The sequence below is a fragment of the Dechloromonas agitata is5 genome, assembly GCF_000519045.1.
GTDB lineage: Bacteria > Pseudomonadota > Gammaproteobacteria > Burkholderiales > Rhodocyclaceae > Azonexus > Azonexus agitatus.
This window is the reverse complement of the sequence record NZ_KI912532.1, coordinates 421,402-441,561: the sequence shown is the minus strand read 5'-3', so window position 1 is coordinate 441,561 and position 20,160 is coordinate 421,402. Positions and strand designations below refer to the sequence as shown.

Annotated in this window: 10 protein-coding genes; 7 read left to right on the top strand and 3 right to left on the bottom strand. The window is 68.3% G+C overall.

Annotated elements, in window-relative coordinates; all coding sequences use genetic code 11:
• Positions 1 to 52 precede the first annotated feature (52 nt).
• From K420_RS0102170 to K420_RS19530, 4 genes are all read left to right on the top strand, one after another.
• The gene (locus tag K420_RS0102170) at positions 53 to 2,056 is read left to right on the top strand and encodes an acyl CoA:acetate/3-ketoacid CoA transferase (RefSeq protein ID WP_027456605.1); all 2,004 of its coding nucleotides are present in this window, start codon (positions 53 to 55) and stop codon (positions 2,054 to 2,056) included.
• A gap of 88 nt (positions 2,057 to 2,144) precedes the next feature.
• Complete coding sequence (locus K420_RS0102165) at positions 2,145 to 3,251, top strand: efflux RND transporter periplasmic adaptor subunit (protein WP_027456604.1); 1,107 nt, start codon at positions 2,145 to 2,147, stop codon at positions 3,249 to 3,251.
• Complete coding sequence (locus tag K420_RS0102160; RefSeq protein ID WP_027456603.1) at positions 3,248 to 6,319, top strand: efflux RND transporter permease subunit; 3,072 nt, start codon at positions 3,248 to 3,250, stop codon at positions 6,317 to 6,319. The genes K420_RS0102165 and K420_RS0102160 overlap by 4 nt, the downstream gene beginning before the upstream one ends.
• A 106-nt stretch (positions 6,320 to 6,425) precedes the next feature.
• Entirely contained in the window at positions 6,426 to 8,933 is a 2,508-nt protein-coding gene (locus K420_RS19530) for an ATP-binding protein (RefSeq protein WP_051452920.1), read from the top strand.
• Positions 8,934 to 8,978: 45 nt separating this feature from the next.
• Here the strand turns inward: K420_RS19530 and K420_RS0102150 are convergent, their stop codons facing one another.
• Genes K420_RS0102150 through K420_RS0102130 form a run of 3 tightly spaced genes read right to left on the bottom strand, consistent with a single transcriptional unit; the run spans position 8,979 to position 16,377 of the window.
• Positions 8,979 to 12,620 carry a translocation/assembly module TamB domain-containing protein gene (locus tag K420_RS0102150; RefSeq protein WP_051452919.1) on the bottom strand — a complete coding sequence of 1,214 codons (3,642 nt, stop codon included), beginning with the start codon at positions 12,618 to 12,620 and terminating at the stop codon, positions 8,979 to 8,981.
• 1 nt (position 12,621) lies between these two features.
• Positions 12,622 to 14,310, bottom strand: coding sequence for an autotransporter assembly complex protein TamA (locus tag K420_RS0102135; protein WP_027456600.1), 1,689 nt, complete (start codon positions 14,308 to 14,310; stop codon positions 12,622 to 12,624).
• Between the two features lie 9 nt (positions 14,311 to 14,319).
• Positions 14,320 to 16,377 (bottom strand): site-specific recombinase, encoded by a 2,058-nt coding sequence (locus K420_RS0102130; protein WP_051452918.1) that lies wholly within the window; start codon positions 16,375 to 16,377, stop codon positions 14,320 to 14,322.
• Positions 16,378 to 16,550: 173 nt separating this feature from the next.
• Here K420_RS0102130 and K420_RS0102125 point away from each other — a divergent pair, with 173 nt between their 5' ends.
• The 3 genes from K420_RS0102125 to K420_RS20680 all read left to right on the top strand — a co-directional run bounded on the left by K420_RS0102125 (position 16,551) and on the right by K420_RS20680 (position 20,146).
• Complete coding sequence (locus K420_RS0102125) at positions 16,551 to 17,207, top strand: OmpA family protein (RefSeq protein ID WP_027456598.1); 657 nt, start codon at positions 16,551 to 16,553, stop codon at positions 17,205 to 17,207.
• A gap of 64 nt (positions 17,208 to 17,271) precedes the next feature.
• Positions 17,272 to 19,461 carry a patatin-like phospholipase family protein gene (locus K420_RS0102120; RefSeq protein ID WP_027456597.1) on the top strand — a complete coding sequence of 730 codons (2,190 nt, stop codon included), beginning with the start codon at positions 17,272 to 17,274 and terminating at the stop codon, positions 19,459 to 19,461.
• Between the two features lie 52 nt (positions 19,462 to 19,513).
• Positions 19,514 to 20,146, top strand: a complete 633-nt coding sequence (locus K420_RS20680; protein WP_084019530.1) for a ComEA family DNA-binding protein — start codon at positions 19,514 to 19,516, stop codon at positions 20,144 to 20,146.
• Positions 20,147 to 20,160 lie beyond the last annotated feature (14 nt).

Genomic DNA, 20,160 nt, shown 5'->3' with positions numbered 1-20,160 from the left:
CATTCAACCAGCCAGCCTCCTTTGTGGGGCTGGTTTCATTTTCGGAGTTACCATGCCCTCGCCCCAGCACCCCATCGCCGCCTCGCTACCCGGTTCCGATACCGGCAAGGTCGTTTCTGCCCGCAATGCGGTGCGCCTGATTCGTGATGGCGATACGGTGGCGACCGGCGGCTTCGTCGGGATCGGTTTCGCCGAGAACATCGCGGTGGCCCTCGAGCAGCGTTTCGTTGAGAGCCGCGAAGCGGACCCGCACGGTGTTGGCTCGCCTCGTGATCTGACCCTGGTTTACGCCGCCGGGCAGGGCGATGGCAAGGCGCGCGGCCTCAATCACTTCGGCCACGACGGCTTGGTGGCGCGGGTCATCGGCGGCCACTGGGGGCTGGTGCCCAAGCTGCAGGAACTGGCGGTGGCCAACCGTATCGAGGCCTACAACCTGCCGCAGGGGGTGATCACCCACCTCTTCCGCGACATCGCGGCCGGCAAGCCGGGCACCATCACCCGGGTCGGTCTGGGCACCTTCGTCGATCCGCAATTCGGCGGCGGCAAGCTGAACGACAGGACCACCGTCGACATCGTCCGCCGCATGGCCATCGACGGCGAGGATTACCTGTTCTACAAGGCCTTCCCGATTCACGTCGGCATCATCCGCGGCACCACGGCCGACCCGGACGGCAACATCACCATGGAGAAGGAGGCGCTGACGCTGGAGGCGCAGGCCATCGCCATGGCGGCGAAGAACTCCGGCGGCATCGTCATCGCCCAGGTAGAGCGCATTGCCGAGCGTGGCACGCTGAATCCCCGCCAGGTCAAGATTCCCGGCGTGCTGGTCGATTGCGTGGTAGTCGCCGAGAAGCCCGAGTACCACATGCAGACCTTCATCGAGCCCTACAGCCCGGCCTTTTCCGGCGAGATCAAGGTGCCGATGTCGGCTATCGCACCGATGGGCATGAGCGAGCGCAAGATCATCGCCCGCCGGGCGGCCATGGAATTGAAAGCCAATGCTGTCGTCAACCTCGGCATCGGCATGCCGGAAGGCATTGCCAATGTGGCGGCCGAGGAACACATCATCGACCTGCTGACCCTGACCGCCGAACCGGGCGTGATCGGCGGCGTGCCGGCGGGCGGCCTCAACTTCGGGGCGGCGACCAATACCCAGGCGATCATCGACCAGCCCAGCCAGTTCGATTTCTACCAGGGCGGCGGGCTGGACCTCGCCTTCCTCGGTCTGGCCCAGGCCGACCAGCAGGGCAACCTGAACGTATCGAAATTCGGGCCGCGGCTGGCCGGTTCGGGTGGCTTCATCGACATTTCGCAGAATGCCAAGAAAGTGGTTTTCGTCGGCACTTTCACGGCCGGCAACCTCGACGTGGCCATCGATAACGGCCAGTTGCACATCCGGGAGGACGGCCAGTCGGTCAAGTTCGTCAGCGAGGTCGAGCATCGCACCTTCAGTGGCCCGGAAGCGGCGCGGCGGGGCAAGGAGGTGATCTACATCACCGAGCGTTGCGTCTTCCGCCTGACGCCGGACGGCCTGCAACTGACCGAGATCGCACCGGGCGTCGATCTGCAGAAGGACATCCTCGACAAGATGGCCTTCCGGCCGATCATCGACGGCCAGCCGGTGCTGATGGATGCCCGCATCTTCCGCGATGAGCCGATGGGCATCCGCCCCGAGCTGCTCGACAAGCCGCTGGCCGAGCGTTTCAGCTACGACCCGGCGCAGAACCTGTTCTTCCTCGATTTCTCCGGGCTGGCCGTGCGCAGTACCGACGATATCCGGCGCATCGAGGCGGCCGTCGATACGGCGCTCGACCCGGTCGGCCACAAGGTCAAGGCTATCGTCAATTACGACCGCTTCAGCATCCTGCCGGAACTGATCGACGACTACATCGCCATGGTCAAGGGCGTCGTCGACCGCCATTACCACGACGTGACGCGCTACACGGCGAGCACCTTCCTGCGCATGAAGCTGGGCGAGGCCCTGGCCAAGCGACAGATGGCGCCGAAGATCAGCGAAAGCGAGGCCGATGCCCGGCAGCAGCTGGCCGGGAATTGATGACAGCCGGGTCATTGCTGCCCTGATCTGCCCCGCGGGCGGGGTATCATTGCGGCCTGATTCCGGCGGTTTCGAGACAGGTTCGCGCATGACAATCCATTCTCCGGGGGCGCTGCTCGCGTCCCGGCTCCCCCTTGTGCTGGTGCTGGCTTTCCTGGCCGGCTGCTCCGGCGACAGCAAACCGGCCGCTGAGCCGAAGGCCGCGGTGGCACCGCGCCCGGCGTTGACCGTCCGGCTGACGACGCCACAAACCCTCGACTGGCCGCAATCCTTGCCGGCCAACGGCAACGTCGTCGCCTGGCAGGAGGCCGTGATCGGGCCGGAAATCGCCAATTACCGGATCACCGAAATCCGTGTTCAGGTCGGCGATACCGTGAAGAAGGGCCAGGTGCTGGCGCGCATCGCCGACGATACCGTGGCCAGCGAGCAGGCCGAGGCGAAGGCGGCGGTGGCCGAACTGGAAGCCAGCGCCGCCGAGGCGAAAGCCAATGCCGAGCGGGCCAGGGATTTGCGCGAGAAGGGTTTCTACAGTGCTCAGCTCAATACCCAGTATCAGACGGCCCTGCATACGGCGCAGGCCCGTCTGGCCGCCGGTCAGGCCCGGTTGCAGGCGGCGTCGCTGCGTCTGGGCAAGACCGCCGTGCTGGCTCCCGACGACGGCGTGATCTCGGCGCGCAGCGCGACAGTCGGCTCGCTGACCCAGTCCGGCCAGGAACTCTTCCGTCTGATTCGCGGCGGCCGGCTGGAATGGCGGGCCGAAGTGCCGTCAGCCGACCTCGCCCGGGTGCGGCCCGGCATGCCGGCAACGCTGACCTCGCCGGCCGGCCAGCCGGTGACGGGCAAGGTGCGCGCCGTGGCGCCCAGCGTCGATCCCCAGACGCGCAACGGCCTGGTCTATGTCGACCTGCCGCCGACCGCCGCCGTGCGGGCCGGCATGTTCGCCCGCGGCGAATTCGAACTTGGCCGTAGCCCGGCCGTCACCCTGCCGCAAACGGCCGTCGTGCTGCGTGAGGGTTTCGCCTATCTGTTCCGCCTGGAAGGCGAGGATCGCGTGGTGCAGACCAAGGTCACGCTCGGGCGGCGGAATGGCGAACGGGTCGAGGTGCTTTCCGGTTTGCCCGCCGGGGTGCGGGTGGTCGAATCCGGTGCCGGCTTCCTGGCCGATGGCGACGCCGTGAAGGTGGCGGCACAATGAACGTTTCATCCTGGTCGATCCGCAACCCGACACCGGCCATCCTGTTCTTCCTGCTGCTCACCCTGGCTGGCCTGATCGGCTTCCAGGGCATGAAGATCCAGCAGTTCATGGATATCGACCTGCCCACCGTAACGGTCACCGCCAGCCTGCCCGGCGCAGCGCCGGCGCAGATGGAAACCGAGGTGGCGCGCAAAATCGAGAATTCGGTGGCGACGCTGCAGGGCATCAAGCACATCTACACCAAGGTGCAGGACGGCACGGCCATCGTCACCGTCGAATTCCGCCTGGAAAAGCCGACGCAGGAGGCGGTGGACGACGTGCGCGACGCCGTGTCGCGCATCCGGGCCGACCTGCCGGGCGACCTGAAGGACCCGGTGGTCAGCAAGGTGAACCTGTCCGGGGCGCCGATCCTGACTTATACGGTGGCTTCGCCCCGGATGGACGACGAGGCGCTGTCGTGGTTCGTCGATAACACGGTGAGCAAGGCGCTGCTCTCGGCGCGCGGTGTCGGGGCGGTGGCGCGGGTCGGCGGCGTGACGCGCGAGGTGCGCGTCGAACTCGACCCGGCCCGCATGCTGGCGCTGAACGCCACGGCGGCCGATATCTCGCGGCAGCTACGGCGCATCCAGCAGGAAGCCTCAGGCGGCAAGTCGGACATCGGCGGCATCGAACAGTCGGTACGCACCCTGGCTACCGTGCAGACCGCCGACGAACTGGGCGGCATGGAACTCGTGCTCTCGGATGGCCGCCATATCCGGCTTGATCAGGTGGCGAAAATTACCGATACGGTCGGCGAACAACGCACGGCGGCGCTGCTCAACGGCAAGCCGGTGGTCGGTTTCGAGGTGACGCGTAGCAAGGGGGCGGGCGAAATCGAGGTGCGCGACGCGGTGCTCGCCGCACTGGCCAAGCTGAAGGGCGAGCATCCGGATATCGAGATCACCGAGGCCTTCAATTTCGTCGACCCGGTGGTCGAGAACTACGAAGGCTCGATGAAACTGCTCATCGAAGGCGCGGTGCTTGCCGTGCTGGTCGTCTGGCTCTTCCTGCGCGATGCCCGGGCCACCTTCGTGTCGGCTGCGGCGCTGCCGCTGTCGGCGATCCCCACCTTCTTCGCCATGTGGCTGATGGGCTTTTCGCTCAACGTCGTGACCCTGCTCTCGATGTCGCTGGTGGTCGGCATCCTGGTCGACGATGCCATCGTCGAGATCGAGAACATCATGCGCCACCTGCGCATGGGCAAGACGCCCTACCAGGCGGCCATGGAAGCGGCCGACGAAATCGGCCTGGCGGTCATCGCCACCACCTTCACGCTGATCGCCGTCTTCCTGCCCACGGCCTTCATGAGCGGTGTGGCTGGCAAGTTCTTCGTCCAGTTCGGGTGGACGGCGGCCATCGCGGTTTTCTTCTCGTTGGTTGTCGCCCGCATGCTGACACCGATGATGGCGGCCTACATCCTCAAGCCGGTGGCCGACGAGCATGCGCCACCGCGCTGGCTGCGGGTTTATGAAGGCTGGGCGGCGTGGTGCCTGCAGCATCGACTGCTCACCATGCTGGCGGCGACGCTCTTCTTTGTCGGGTCCTTCATGCTGGTGCCGTTGTTGCCCAAGGGCTTCCTGCCGCCGGACGACCTCTCGCAGACGCAGATCTACCTGACCCTGCCGCCCGGCGTCACCTTCAAGGACTGCTTTGCCGCGGCCGAGCAGGCACGCGCCATTGCCGAGGCCAATCCGCATGTGAAGCTGGTGTATACCGCCGTCGGCGGTGGCAAGGCGGGCAGCGACCCGTTCGCGCCGCAGGGGGCGGCCGAGGTGCGCAAGGCGACGCTGACCCTGAACCTGACGCCGCGCCAGGAGCGGCCGGGCGTCACCAAGCAGGATATCGAGGGCCAGCTGCGCCAGGCGCTGAGCGCGATTCCCGGGGCGCAGATCAAGGTCGGCCTCGGCTCAGCCAACGAGAAATACATCCTCGTGCTGGCCAGCGAGAACGGGCCGCTGCTCAGCGAGCATGCCCGCGTCGTCGAGCGCGAACTGCGCGGCATCCCGGGCATCGGCAACGTGACGACGACGGCCAGCCTGGTCCGCCCGGAACTGGTCATTCGTCCCGATTTTGCACGCATGGCCGACCTGGGCGTGACCTCGGCGGCCATCGCCGACACGCTACGCATTGCCACCGCCGGCGACTACGATCAGGGGCTGGCCAAGCTCAACCTGGCCCAGCGCCAGGTCCCCATCGTCGTCAAGCTGCCGCCAGCAGCGCGCACCGACCTGGCCCTGCTCGAACGCCTGACCGTGCCCGGCGCGCATGGCCCGGTGACGCTGGCCAACGTGGCGTCGATCAGCCTGGCCGGCGGCCCGGCTGAGATCGACCGCTATGATCGGCTGCGCAACATCAATTTTGAGATCGAGCTGAACGGCCAGCCGCTCGGCGAGGTGGAAGCCAGGGCGCTGGCGCTGCCCAGCATCGCCCAGTTGCCGCCGGGCATCCTGCAGACCACGGTGGGTGACGCCGAGGCGATGGGCGAGCTGTTCGCCAGCTTCGCGCTGGCCATGGCGACCGGCGTACTCTGCATTTATATCGTGCTGGTCCTGCTCTTCAAGGATTTCGTGCAGCCGGTGACCATCCTCGCCGCCCTCGTGCTGTCGGTGCCGGGCGCCTTCCTGGCCTTGTTCGTGACGCAGAAGGCGCTGTCGATGCCGTCGATGATCGGCCTGATCATGCTGATGGGCATCGCCACCAAGAACTCCATCCTGCTCATCGATTATGTGGTGCTCGCCCGCCGCGAGCATGGGCTGGACCGCTGGAGCGCGCTGCTCGACGCGTGCCGCAAGCGGGCCCGGCCGATCGTGATGACCACCGTCGCGATGGGGGCCGGCATGATGCCGATCGCGCTGGGCATCGGCGTCGATCCGAGCTTCCGGGCGCCGATGGCGATCGTCGTGATCGGCGGCCTGATCACCTCGACCTTTCTCAGCCTGCTCGTCATCCCGGTGGTCTTCACCTACGTCGATGACCTGATCCGGCGCCTGCAGAGGTTGATCCGACGACGGAGCACCGGCAGCATTTAGCCGGGCTGGTGGCGGGGTATGTCTTTCGCCATAATCGGCATTGGACCCTACAACACAGCGAGTCCCCGGGGGCCTGCTTGCAGAAATTGATAAACAGGATGAGCGCGTGACCAAGGCTTCCTTGCCAAAACTGGGCGGAATTCCGCTGAAGGCGATATTTGCCAGCCTGCTGGCGGTGTGTCTGGCCATCATCTGGCTGGCTGTGACTTACCAACTCGATCGCCGCAAGAGTGCCGATTTGCGTGAGACCCGGCTGAGTACCGAATTCCAGGCACAGGCGGCAGCCGAAAACGCGAATTCGCTGATCAAGCGGCTCAATGAGATCCTGCTCGACCTGCGCACGCGCTGGGATGGCGATGCCCGGCGCTTTGGCGAGATTGTCCGCCAGCGCCAGGGTTACATGGCCGATGTCGCCTTTCAGATCGCCATCATCGACCAGGATGGCTGGTTGGCTTTCTCCAATCTGGAGGCGCCCAAGACGCGGGTCTATCTCGGCGAACGCGAGCATTTCCGGGCCCATGTCGGCGGCGGTGATCGCTTGTTCATCAGCAAGCCGCTGCTCGGCAAGGTGTCGGGTAAGTGGTCGATCCAGTTCACCCGGCCGATCATCGAGGGCGGTGCCTTCAAAGGCGTCCTCGTGGTGTCGGTGAGTCCGGATATTTTCACCGCCTTCCATCAACGCCTGGGCCAGGAGAGCACGATTTCGCTGGTGGCCGACAGCGGCGAATTCATGGCCCGTCATCCAGAGGGCCTGCAGGCGATGGGCAAGAAACTGGCCGACCTGCCTTTCCTGCAGCCCGATCCGGCCCAGTCCGGTTCCTACGTCCGGGTCGGCAAGATCGATGGCGTCGAGCGCATTTACGGGTTCTACCGTTTGCCGGAGTACGGTCTGACCGTCAATGTCGGGCGTTCGGTAGAGCGGGCTTTGCTGCCTTACGTGCATTATCGGCAAATGGTCCTGATGTTCGGCGCTGGCGGCTCCCTGATCGTCATTGTGCTGTTGCTGATGCTGTACCGCGCCCTCGTCACCCGGGCGGTCGTCGAGCAACAGTTGCAGGCCAGCCAGGCCATGCTGCGCTCGGCCGTCGAAACCATCGGCGAGGCCTTCGTCATCTACGATGAGAACGACCGTCTGGCCTTCTGCAACGAGCAGTACCGCGACTACTATCAGACCTCGGCCGACCTGCTGGTGCCGGGCAACACCTTCGAGGAAATCATCCGTACCGGTGCCGAGCGGGGCCAGTACCAGGCGGCCATCGGCCGTGTGGACGAATGGGTGGCCGAGCGCCTGACGGTTCACCGCAGCGGCAACACCGACCTCATCCAGCGGCTCGACGACGGCCGCTGGCTGCGTATCCGCGAGCGCAAGACGCCGGAGGGTTTCATCGTCGGCTTCCGCATCGACATCACCGAGCTCTACCTGGCCAAGGAGGCGGCAGAAAGCGCCAGCCAGGCAAAAAGCCGCTTCCTGGCGACGATGTCGCACGAAATCCGCACGCCGATGAACGGCATCCTCGGCATGGCCCAGCTTCTGCTGGCGCCTGACCTGCCGGCCGGCGAGCGCCTCGATTACGCGCGGACCATCCTGAACTCCGGTCAGACGCTGATGACCCTGCTCAACGATGTCCTCGACCTCTCGAAGATCGAGGCCGGCAAGTTCGAGCTGTCGGACGCCGTTTTCTCGCCGCAGCAGTTGATCCACGAATCCGTCGCCCTGTTCTCGGCCAGCGCCCGGGAGAAATCGCTCGACCTGCAGGGGCAATGGCACGGCGAAGCCGGCCAGCGTTATCGGGCCGACCCGCTTCGTATCCGTCAGATGCTGGCCAACCTGGTCAGCAATGCCGTCAAGTTCACCGCCCAGGGCTACGTCCGGGTCGAGGGCCGCCTGGTCGACAGCGACGACCATCACGCGACACTCGAATTCGCGGTGCGCGACAGCGGCATCGGCATCGCCCCGGAAAAGCAGGGGCTGCTCTTCCATGCCTTCTCGCAAGCCGACAGCTCGACTACCCGGCAGTATGGCGGGACCGGGCTGGGGCTCTCCATCGTCCGCCGGCTGGCCGAGCTGATGGGCGGTTCGGTCGGTGTCGACAGCCGGCCGGGCGAGGGGGCCACCTTCTGGTTCCGCATCCGGGCCGAACGCATCGCTGCCGGCAGCGACAGCCGGCAGGGCGAGCGACTGCCAGTCGCCGCGGCACCGCTTGACGCCCCGGCGGTCCCCGCGATCGGCCGGGTCCTCGTCGTCGATGACAACGCGGTGAACCGCAAGGTCGCCCAGGCCTTGCTCGGCAAACTCGGCATCTCCGCCAGCACGGCCGAGAACGGCCGCGAGGCCGTGCAGCGGCTGACCGGCGGCGAGCCCTGCGAGCTGGTGCTGTTGGACGTCCAGATGCCGGTCATGGACGGCCTCGAAGCGACGCGCCGCATCCGTGACTGGGAGCAGGCCACCGGCCGTTCCCGCCTGCCCATCGTCGCCCTCACTGCCGGGGCCTTTGCCGAAGACAGCGCGCGTTGCCGCGAGGCGGGCATGGATGATTTCCTCGCCAAGCCGCTCGCCCGCGAACAGCTGGCCGCGGTGCTGCAGCGCTGGTTGGGCGGGCAAGCCCCGGTGTGAGGGCGTGGTGATTTCACCGCGCCGGAGCGGTGGATCGTCCGACGTTCAATCGCCTCGCCGTGCGGGCGGCGGAGGGCGGCCGAAGGTCAGGGTGTAGAACACGTCCAGCGCATTGTCGCTGCCGGCCCGGCCGATGACGGCGATCTGCCGGGTCAGGTTGACCGTCAGCTTGACGATGCCTTCCGCCCGGCCCAGCGTCTGCTCGTAGGAGAGCAGCGCATTCGACGACAGGCGCTTGCCGACCGAGAAAATCTGTTGTCCGGTGCTGCCCGTCGTGTCCACGCTGCCGCCCGCCACCCGGCTGACCTGCTGGCGGCCGCCGCTGTCCCCCAGCCGGCCCTGGCGGACGCCGAGTTCGTCGAAGCCGAAGGTTTTCTTGATCTGCTGCACAACATTGCCCGAATCGTTGCCGAGCAGGCCGCTCGCTGCCGAGAGCAGGGTCGTCGCATCGCCCGCACCCATCTGCTCCGAGCCGTGGCCGAGCACCAGCCAGGCGAGTTTTTCGGCGTCCGGCAGTTCGGGATCGGAAACCAGCTTCACCGTCGGCTTCTGCGCCGTGCCGCCGATCTGCACGCCCGGTTCGACGGCCAGGCCCTTGCGAACGGCGCGCACGTCCAGGCCGGGATTGTCGAGCAGGCCGTTGAAGTTGAGCGCGCCGCGCTCGATGGCCAGCTTCTGGCCATAGGCCTCGAAACGGCCGCCACGTGTCCGGATGGTGCCGCTCGCCCGGGGCAGGTCGCGGCCCTGGGCGGTGATGCGGACTTCGCCGGTCAGCCGGCTGTTCAGGCCGGCGCCGTTGAACAGGAAATTGCTGCCCAGCTCCGTGGCGATGTCGAGTTCGACCTTCGGGCGCAGCGTCGCGGCCGGCGCCGCACTCCCCGGGCGGCGAACGACGACGTCATCCGACAGGCGCGGCGTGCCGGCCTTGGCCAGTTGCCAGTAGCCGGCATCGACCGCCAGCCTGGCCCGCGTGCCGAGGGTGCCGTCCTGCCAGCTCAACCGGCCGTTGCCGGAAACGGCGACCCACTGGTCGGGCAACTGGAAGGCACCGAGCCGATCGAGGCGCACGTCGAGCCAGCCGCTTTCGGCGCCCGCCTGGCCACCGAGGCGCAGTTCGCCGCTGACGTCGAGCCGGCCGGGCGTCTTGTCCAGGCCGGAGAGGTCGCCGCGCGCTTCCAGACGAAGCGGGCGGGGCAGGGGCTGGAGCAGGCTGTCGAAAGCGAAGCGGTTGATGTGCAGCAGGTTGTCGCGCAGATCGATGTCCAGTTCGCCATGCGCCAGGTTCAGTCCCTGGGCCGGCAGGCGCAGGGCGAGCTGTTCGCCATGCAGGCGGCCGCTGTGCAACGGCCGGTTCGGGGTGCCGGCCAGCTGCAGCTCACCGTTCAGCCGGCCGGCGCTCTGCCATTCCTCGCCGAGCAGGTCGGCCAGCCAGCCGAGGTCGCCGATGTCGGCGCGCAGGCGGCCCTGCCACGGCGCATCGCGGGCCGGCGACCAGGCGCCGGCAAGGGTGGCGCGCAGGCTGCCTTCGATCTGGCCGATGCGGCTGCCGTGCGCGCTCAGGCTGGCGTCGACCCGCTTGGCGTCGGCGGCGGCCTGCAGCGTTGCCTGCCAGTCGAGCGGGTCGCCGGCCAGGCGCAGCGGGCCGGCCTGCCAGTGCGTCGCCGCCAGGGTGAGCGGTGCCGGGGCGAGCAGGCGGACATTGCGGGCCGGGTCGGGGCTGCTCAGCCGGGCTTCGCCGAGCTGGCCGGACCAGATGCCCGTCGTTGCGTTCCAGCCGCCGTCGAGACGCAGGGCCAGTTGGTCGCGATGGGCGAGGTCGGCCCGGGCGCTCAGGCGATGTGCCAGATTGCTGCCCTCGCCCAGCAGGCGGATGGCGCGCAGCAGGCCGGGCTGATCGGGCAGGTCGAGGCTGGCGACGGCGAGGTCGAGGCGCAGGGGCGCGGCGGCGGCACTGCCGAGCTCGGCTTCCAGCGTCAGGCCGTTGAGCCGTCCGCGCCCCGGCCAGCCCAGCCGCTCGGCGCGCAGCGTCGCGTTGAGCTGCGGCTGCTGCGCCGCGCCGGCTACCTCGCCCTGGCCGTGGAGGCCGCCCTCCAGGCCGAAGGCGGCCAGGCGCGGCGCGTCGAGGGTGAAGCGGATGCGGTCGCCCGGCTGGCCGTAGGCGCCATGCACGGCGAGCCGGTTGTCGCCGGCGGCGAGTTCGATGTCGGCGCGGGGGATGCGCGGCCAGGCGATGTTCAATTGCCCCCGGCCGTTCAGCGCCTGGCCGGCCAGTTGGCTGTCCTGTAGCGTGAAGGCGGCGTCGACCACTGCTTGCGGGGCGAGCCGGCCGCTGGCCGTCAGCCGGGCGTTGAGGCGGCCGGCCGGCAGCTGGCCGAAGCGGCTCGGGTCGAAATGCTGCAGTTCGCCGGTGGCGCTGAACGTGCGTTGTGGGCCGAGATCGAGCTCGACCTTGGCTTCCAGGTGGGCGTCGCCGGCCGCCAGGCGCAGGCGGGGCAGCTGGAGTTTCTGCCCGACCCGCTCGGCTTCGACAAGGAGACTGAAGGTGGCGTCGCGCAGGTCGAGGTGCAGACTTTGCCGCTCGCCGGCCAGCGTCGCGGCCAGCGGCCCGGCCAGGCGGGTAGGGTGCAGGGCGGAGACGAGTTGCCGGGCGTCGAGGCGGCTGGCCTGCAGGTCGAGGTCGAGGCGGCCGGCGCGGAAGCTGCCCTGGCCGGCCAGTTCGCCGCCGCCGGGTAGCGCGGCGTGCAGGGTGGCGAGGTGCAGGGTGTCGTCCTGCCAGGTCAGCGTGCCGGCGAGGGTGCTCAGCGGCAGGCGCTGGCGGTCGAGCGGACCGGGCTGCTGGTTGGTCAGGCCGAAGCTGCCGGCGATGCCGTCGTCGAGCGGCACGATGTCGGCAACCAGGGTCAGTTCGGCCTGCGGCGCCCCGGCCAGCCAGCCGGCCGGGTCGAGGTGGTCGAGTTGCAGGCGGGCGCTGGCGAAGGGCGCGGCGGCAAAGGGGGTGAGCGTCGCGCTAGCCTGGCCGGCAATGCCTTGGCGGGCGACCACCTCTAGCCCGATGCGGTCGAGCTGGCCTTGCGCCGTGGCGGCGAGGGCGAGTGGTCGTTGGTCAAGCTGGCCCTGGAGGTCGAGCGTCGCACTCAGCGGGAAGGGGGGCTGGCCGTCGAGCTTGGCCTGGCCGCTCAGCGCCACATCGGCGGCTTGCAGGTGCAGGTCGCTGATCCGGTGCTGGCGACCGTCGCTGCTCAGGCGTGCGGCGATGGCGCTGGCCAGCGGCTGGCCGTTGAGATGGAGTTGCCCGAGGCTGAGCCGGCCGACCGCGAGACTGACCGGCAGCTGCAGGTCGCCGGGCAGCACGGCGGGCGTGGAGCTGGGTGGTTGGGTGATGGCCAGCGTGTCGATGGCGAGTTCGGTGATGCGCAGTTCGCCCCGGAGCAGGGCGGCCGGCGACCAGTCGAAGCGGATGCCGCTGGCCTCGACCTGCCGGTCGGCCCCCTGCCAGCGCAGGCTGGCGATGCTCAGCGGGCCGATCAGCCGGCCGCTCGCCTGTTCGAACTGCAACTGGCCGCCGCTGGCACGCCGCGCCAGGTCGAGGGCACTGTGCAGGCCGCTGTCGCTGGTGGTCAGCCAGGTGGCGCCGCCGAGGAGCGTGGCGCCGGCGAGCAGCGGGAGGGCAAGGATGCGGCGCCGCATGTCAGAACGGGATAGCCAGCGAGAAATGGAGCTGGAAGCCGCGCGTCCGTTCGCCGTAGGCCAGGTCCACGCCGAGCGGTCCGGCCGGGCTGCGCCAGCGGGCGCCGAGGCCGTAGCCGAGCGCCAGGCGGACATCCTGCAGCGAATCGACTGCGTCGCCGGCGTCGATGAAGGCGGCGACGCCCCAGTCCTCGTCCAGCCAGTGTGTCATTTCGACGCTGGCGATGGCCAGGTAGCGACCGCCGACCGTCGCCGCCCCCTCCTTGATGCCCAGGCTCTGGTAGGCGTAGCCGCGCACGCTGCCGGCGCCGCCGGTACGGAACAGGTAGTCCTGCGGGATGCGGTGGCGCGAATCGGCCAGCGTGTAGCCGAGTTCGCCGCGCAGGATCAGCGTGTCGCGCCGGCCGAGCGGGATGTATTGCTGGACCCGGCTGTGCAGGCGGACGAAGTTCTGGTCGGAGAGGGTGGCCCGGCTGCCGCCGCCGATCTGGCCCATCAGCACGGTGCCCTGGCGCGGATCGAGCCGGTTGTCCACGTGCCGCCAGGTCCACATCGCGTTCGGCACCAAGGCCCGGCTGGTCACCGGCTCGGCGCCGTCCGGCTCGCGCAGTTCGTTCTGCCAGTTGAGCGACAGGCGCTGCTCGACACTGCCGCGCTGCTGCACGGTCTGCGCGCCGAAGGCGTAACGCTCGGTCTGCAGGCCGGCAATGTCGGTCCGCTCTGCCATGACGCCGAGGCTGTGGCGGCGGAAGCGCGGGTCAGGCGGCAGGAAGACGTCGGCGTAGGCGGTCTGCTTCTTCTGCTCCAGGCGCAGGCCGGTGTCCAGTTCCCAGGCCCGGCCGGCCAGGTTGGCATCGTGGTAGTTGAATTCGACGCGGGCGCCGGTGTTGGAGCTGGCGCCAGCACCGAAGGCCATCCGGCGCGGTGAACGCTCGCGGACGCGGACGACGACCGGTACCGTCGCCGTGCCATCGGCACCGATTTCGGCCGCGTCGCGGTCGATGCCGGCCTGCACCGACGAGAAATAGGGGGTTGCCTGCAGCGTGCTTTGCAGCGTGTTCAGGTTGTCCTCGCGGTACGGCTGGCCGGATTCGACGACGCGGTTATAGCGGGCGACCAGTTCCGGCGAGTATTGCTGCAGGCCCTCGACGCGCAGGTTGCCGAAGCGGTAGCGCGGCCCGGCATCGTAATGGGCGCGCAGCGCGGCGCGGTGCGTTTCGACGTCGATCGTCGCTTCGCTGTCGAGCAACCGGGCGTCGGCATGCTCGCCGGCCAAAAGGCGGGCCAGCACCTGCTGCTTGGCGGTGTTCCAGTCTTCCTGGCGGAAGGGCTGGCCGATCGGCAGGCGCCAGTCGCGCACGATATCGGCCCGGGCCGGCGCGTCGAGCGGGCCGTCGATCGCCAGGTCGAGGGAGGCGATGCGGGTGCGCGGACCGGGGTCGATGTTCAGGTGCACCTCGCCATCGACCTCGCGGAAGGTGAATTCCGGCGCGAAATAGCCTTCGGTGGCCAGGATCTCGCTCAGCGTACCCTGCAGCCGGCGGGTGTTGCCGGCTTCCTCGGGCAGGTAGGGGGCGAGCAGTTCGTCGATCTCGTCCGGTGCCTGCAGGACCAACTCGCCCGCCGTCAGCGGCAGGGCGATGGCGAGCAGGCAGGTAGCGAGGAGGGGGGCGGGGCGGCGGGCGAACACGCCGTCATTTTACGCGCCGCCGCCGGTCGGTCGGGGCGGCAGGAAGAAGCTGCGCGGCTGCTGGCGCAGGCGGCGCCACAGCGCACGGAGCAGCGGTCCGCCGTGGGCGAACTGCACGCCGCGGGCGCGCATGGCGGTGCGCAGGGCGAGGGCGAAGCTGACCGTCAGGTTGGTGAACCCGATGGCGGCGACGCCGAGCGCCGCCCAGGCGATGGCCTTGAGCGGCAGGTCGAACTGGAAGCCGATCAGGGCGTAGCCGAGATTGGCCGACGAGAAGGCGATGTGCCGGATGTCGAGCGGCAGGCCGAGGATGGTGCCGATGACGCCGGTCGAGCCGAGCATGCAGCCGAACAGGAAGTTGCCCATGATGCCGCCCAGGCGATCCTGGATGTAGCTGCCGATGCGATTCGCCCGGGCCTGGCCGAAGAGCGCCTTCAGCCAGCCCAGCCGGCCGATGCGCGGGCCGATGTCGCGGTAGGCGGCGCGGTTGTCGAAGTAGCCGGTGATCAGGCCGGACAGGAAGAGGAAGCAGCCGGCGATGGCGGCGTGCGGCAGCGCCCAGCTCAGCGGATCGAGATCGGCCAGCAGGTGGGCGCCCTTGTCGACGCTGATCGGCGGCGCGCCATGCAGGTGGGCGAGGCCGAAACCGACGGCGATGGCGACCGGCAGGGCGACCATCACGTTGCCAGCGATGGCGGCCAGCTGGCTGCGGCAGACGGCCGTGATGACATCGACCAGGCGTTCGAGATCGGCGCTGCGGTTGAGCTTGAGGTCGCCGAGCAGGCCGGCCAGCGTCTGTGCCGTCATGGCCGGCTGCTTGGTGGCGACGGTCATGCCGAGCAGGTAGATCAGCACGAAGCCGAGGCCGTAGATCATGCTGTACAGGAAGGCCTCGCCGAACAGCGGGGCGCCGAGCGCGGCGGCCTTGATCTTGAGCAGGGCCATCAGGCCGATGAAAACCCCGGCGCCGCCGGCCGACAGCCACATCCGGCGATAGTCGGTGTCCGATTCGCAGATGTAGTGTTCGCCGGAACGGGCGGCGTTTTCCGTGACCCGGACGGCGAGCAGGCCGGAGAGCTGGGCCAGGTAGAAACGCAGGCTGTTGCGCCGGTTCTCGGCAATGAAGGCGGCGTGCGCGAATTCGCCCCAGGCGCGGACCGCTGCCGCGTGGGTTTCCGCCCGCTGGCTGGCGACGAGGATGGCGATCAGGTCGCGCAGGCGTTCGAGGCTCTGTTCGCTGCGGGTCAGCAGGTAGGAAAGATGCAGGCTGGTGCCGACCGTGAGTGCCCGCTTGCGGGTTTTCTGCAGTGTTTCCTGGCATTGGTCGGCGATGACCAGCACCTGGCTGCCGTCGTCGGCTTGCTGCCCCGGATCGTCGAGCGCGGCGCGGAAGGCGTTGACGAATTCGAGCGCCTCCGATGACAGCATGATGAAGCGCGGCCGGTCGTCGTCGAAATTGGGCGAGGCGCGCATCAGCTCGCTCTCGATGCCCAGGCCGCTGACCCGGTGGGCGAGGAGCAGCACGGAATCGAGCATCTGCTCCTGGATGCTGCGCCAGTCGATGTTGCCGAGCACCTGCTCGGGGGCGATCAATTCCCAGAAGCGCTGCGCCTGATCGGTCGGCATCTCCTGTAGCCAGCGCCAGTCGTCGGAGCGGTGGAAGATGACATGCAGGCAGTCCTTCAGGCGGCGCTCGTCGGGGACTTCCGGTAGCAAGCGGTTACCGAGGATGCGGCCCCATTCGGAGAAGAAACCGGTGCCCGGCAGGATGCCGCTGTCAGTGAAGAAGGTGATCAGGCGGCGGGTGGCGATGAAATGCACGACATGGCCGCAGAAGGCGGCACGCAGGTCGGGATCGGCGACCAGGCGGTCGAGCATGGCCTTGTAACGCTGGCTGCTCGCCTGGTCGTGGCCATTCGCCGGGCGTAGCACGGCAACCAGGCGGCGGAGCAGCTCCAGCGTGTTGGCTTCGGGCTGGCGGAAGCGCTCCAGCGCCTCGCCCAGCGGATCGCCGGCGGAGACGGATTTGCCCAGCAGCCAGCGGAAAAGGGCGCGAATTCTTGTCATCGTTATTTCGGATTCCTGGCGAGGCGCGAGTCGTCGCCTGATGGGCCGATGTTACCGGAAGTGGCGCCGTTACTGGCCAGTCGGCTGTATGCCAAGAGTGGTTGAACGGTGACGATTCGTAATAGAATCTCACGGTTGCAAATCAAATAAACCAATTTTGGAGTTTGCCCAATATGATGAACATCGCCAAGAAGTCCCTGGTTCTGGCCCTGCTGGCCGGTATCGGTTTCTCCGCTGTCGCGCAGGAGCGCGTCTACCTGATCGACCAGCGCGACGTCGTCGCCAAGAGCGGTTTCGGCCTGTGCTGGCGCGATGGCTACTGGACCCCGGCTGCCGCCGCCCAGGACAAGGCCGGTTGCGAGTGCGACAAGGACCTGCTGCCGAAGGAAGCCTGCGAGCCGAAGTCCGCTCCGGCAGGTGCCGCGGCCGCCCCGGCCGGCGTCAAGCCGACCGGCGAGAAGATCACCGTCGCCGCTGACGCCCTGTTCGACTTCAACAAGGCTGTCCTGCGTCCGGAAGGCAAGGCCAAGCTCGACGAGCTGGTTGCCAAGGCCAAGGAAATCAAGCTGGAAGTGATCCTGGCCGTCGGCCACACCGACCGCATCGGTTCCGATTCCTACAACCAGAAGCTGTCCGAGAAGCGCGCTGCCGCTGTCAAGGAATACCTGGTTGCCAAGGGCATCGAAGCCAACCGCGTCTACACCGAAGGCAAGGGCGAGAAGCAGCCGGTCACCGGCAACAAGTGCAAGGGCGACAAGAAGACCAAGGCACTGATCGACTGCCTGCAGCCGGACCGCCGCGTCGACATCGAAGTCATCGGCACCAAGTAATCCGCCGACGCCGTACCGAAAAGCCCTGCCTCGGCAGGGCTTTTTTTACGCTTGAAAGTGCTCCATGCCCCGTCTCCCCGCCCTGTTCCGCATCCTGAGCATCGCCCTGCTGGCCGCGTCTTCCCTGGCCCAGGCGGCCGATGCCGCCCGGCCGCGCATCGGCCTCGTCCTCGGCGGGGGCGGGGCGCGCGGCGCCGCCCACATCGGCGTGCTGGAAGTGCTCGAGCGGAACCGCGTGCCGGTCGATTGCGTGGCTGGCACCAGCATGGGCGCACTGGTCGCCGGGGCCTGGGCGGCCGGCCTGTCGCCAGCGGCGATGCGCGCCGCATTGGGCGCCGTCGACTGGAACGAGATGTTCATCGATAACCCCGAATACGCCGAACTGAGCCCGCGCAGCAAGCAGCTGGCACGCCGCTTCCTGCCCGGTTCGGAAAGTGGCGTGATGACCGACGGCGTTAAGTACCAGTCCGGCGTCGTCACCGGCCAGAAGATCAAGCTCTTCCTCAACCAGCTGGTGCGCGCCAACCAGGGCGAGCGGAATATCGAGGACTTGCCGCTGCCCTTGTCCATCATCGCCACCGACATCGGCAACGGCGAGCGGGTGGTCTTCCGCGACGGGCCGCTCAGCCAGGCCATGCGCGCCAGCATGTCGGTCCCCGGGCTGCTCGCCCCGGTCGATTACCGGGGGCGCAAGCTGGTCGATGGCGGCCTGGTCGACAACCTGCCGGTGGCCGAGGTGCGCGCCCGCTGTCAGGCCGACGTGGTCATCGCGGTCAATGTCGGCACACCGTTGCTCAGGGCCGAGGAAGTCGGTTCGCTGATCACCGTCTCGGCGCAGATGATCGCCATCCTGACCGAGCAGAACGTCCAGCTGTCGCGCGCCCAGTTGCGCGATGGCGACCTCTACCTGCAGCCGGATCTCGACGGCCTGACCGCCGGCGATTTCTCGCGCCATGCGGAAGCAGCCGAACGCGGCCGGCAGGCGGCCGAAGCGCTGAGCGGGCGCCTGGCCCGACTGGCCGTGTCGCCCGAGGCCTACGCCGCGTGGTGGCAGGGTATCGAAGTCAGGCGGCGCAGTTCGCCGCGCATCGACGAAATCCAGATCGTCGGCCTGCAGAAGGTCAACCCGGCCGTTGTCGAGCGCCACCTGCATGTCGAACCGGGACAGACCATCCGGCCGTCGGAAATCAACCGCGATTTGCTGCGCGTCTATGGCGACGGCTGGTACGAAAGCGTCGATTACAGCGTGCTGACCCAGCGCGACCGGCACATCCTGCGCGTCATGCCGCTCGAAAAGCGCTGGGGGCCGGACTACCTGCGTTTCGGCATCAGCCTGCAGGCCGACAATAGTCAGGGTACGGCCTTCGGCCTGCGCGCCGCCTATCATTCGACCTGGCTCAACCGGCTGGGCGGCGAACTGCTCGTCACCGGCGATGTCGGCTCAACCAACCGGCTTGGCGGTAATTTCTACCAGCCACTCGATGCAGCGCAGCGCTACTTCGTCGAAGCGTCGGCCGGCATCGAGCAGACGCGCCAGAACATTTACCGGAACGACGCCCGCATCGCCCAGTACAAGGTCACCGAACGCGGTTACGGCGTCTATCTCGGCGCCAATGTCGGCCTGCTCGGCCCCCTGCGCCTGGGCTGGGTGCAGCGCCACCGGCATTACGACCTCGACATTGGCAGCCGGTCGCTGCCCGATGTCGATGCGGCCTTCGGCGGCTGGAAGGCGAGCCTCGACTTCGACCAGTTCGACCGCATGCATTTTCCGACCCGTGGCTGGGCGGCCCAACTGGCTTACTTCGATTCGCCGGAAGTCGGCTACTCGCGGGCCGATGCCAACCTGCAGGGGGCGTTCTCGCTCGGCGGCACGGTATTCAATGCCCGCTTCCGCTATACCGGCTCGCCGCGCGGCGTGCTGCCGCTCTACGACGCCGGCTATCTCGGCGGTTTCCTGAACATGACCGCCTATGCCCCGAATCAGGTGATCGGCGACGACATCCGCTACGTTGGCCTGCGCACCGAGCAGATCATTGGCCGCCTGCCGCTCGGTCTGCGCGGCGACATGCGCCTCGGGTTCGCGCTGGAGGCGGCCAAGGTCGGCACCCGCTATTCCGAAGCGAAACGCGACGGCCTGGCCGATTCGGCCGCCATCTACCTGGGCGGCCAGACGCCGCTCGGTCAGGCCTACGTCGGCTTCGGCTATTCGTCGAGCCGGGTGTCCAACCTTTTCCTGTTCATCGGCACGCCCTGAGCGCCCGGGCGGTGGCATACTCCCCGATTCAACGACATCGGGGAGAGCACGCATGCAAGCACGTTTCCTGACTTTTGCCTCGGCCGCGCTGCTCTGGGCCGGCCTGGCGCTGGCCCAGATCAACATCAACACCGCGACGCCGGAAGAACTCGATGGCCTGAAAGGCATCGGGCCGGCCAAGGCGCAGGCCATTGTCGATTACCGCCGGCAACACGGCCCCTTCAAGTCGGTTGACGAGTTGCAGAACGTACCCGGCATCGGCCCCGCGACGCTGCAGGATATCCGCCGCGACGTCGTCATCGGTGGCGGCTCGCGGACCATCAAGGTGCCGCCCGCCCCACCCGCGGCAGCACCGCGCGAGCCGGCCAGGCCCGCTGTGCAGGCGCCGCCGCGTGCCCAGCCCGGCCCGGCGGCAAGTCCCGCCCGCCCGGCTGCCCCGGCGATGCCGGCCGGCCCCGCCCAGGCGTCGAGCGACCTGAAACCGGCGCCGGCCCGTCCGGCTGCACCCGCCATGCCGGCCCGGCCGATGGCCGAGGGCAAGCCGGCAGCCTCGGCGATCGGGGCACCCGCCGCACCGGCCGCACCGGCCATGCCGGGCGCCCGTTCGGCTTCTCCAGCCATTCCTGCGTCGCCGGCCATGCCGCCCCGGCCGGCGGCCCCGGCGCGCCCGGCTTCGGCCAACTGAGCGATTGGACGGAG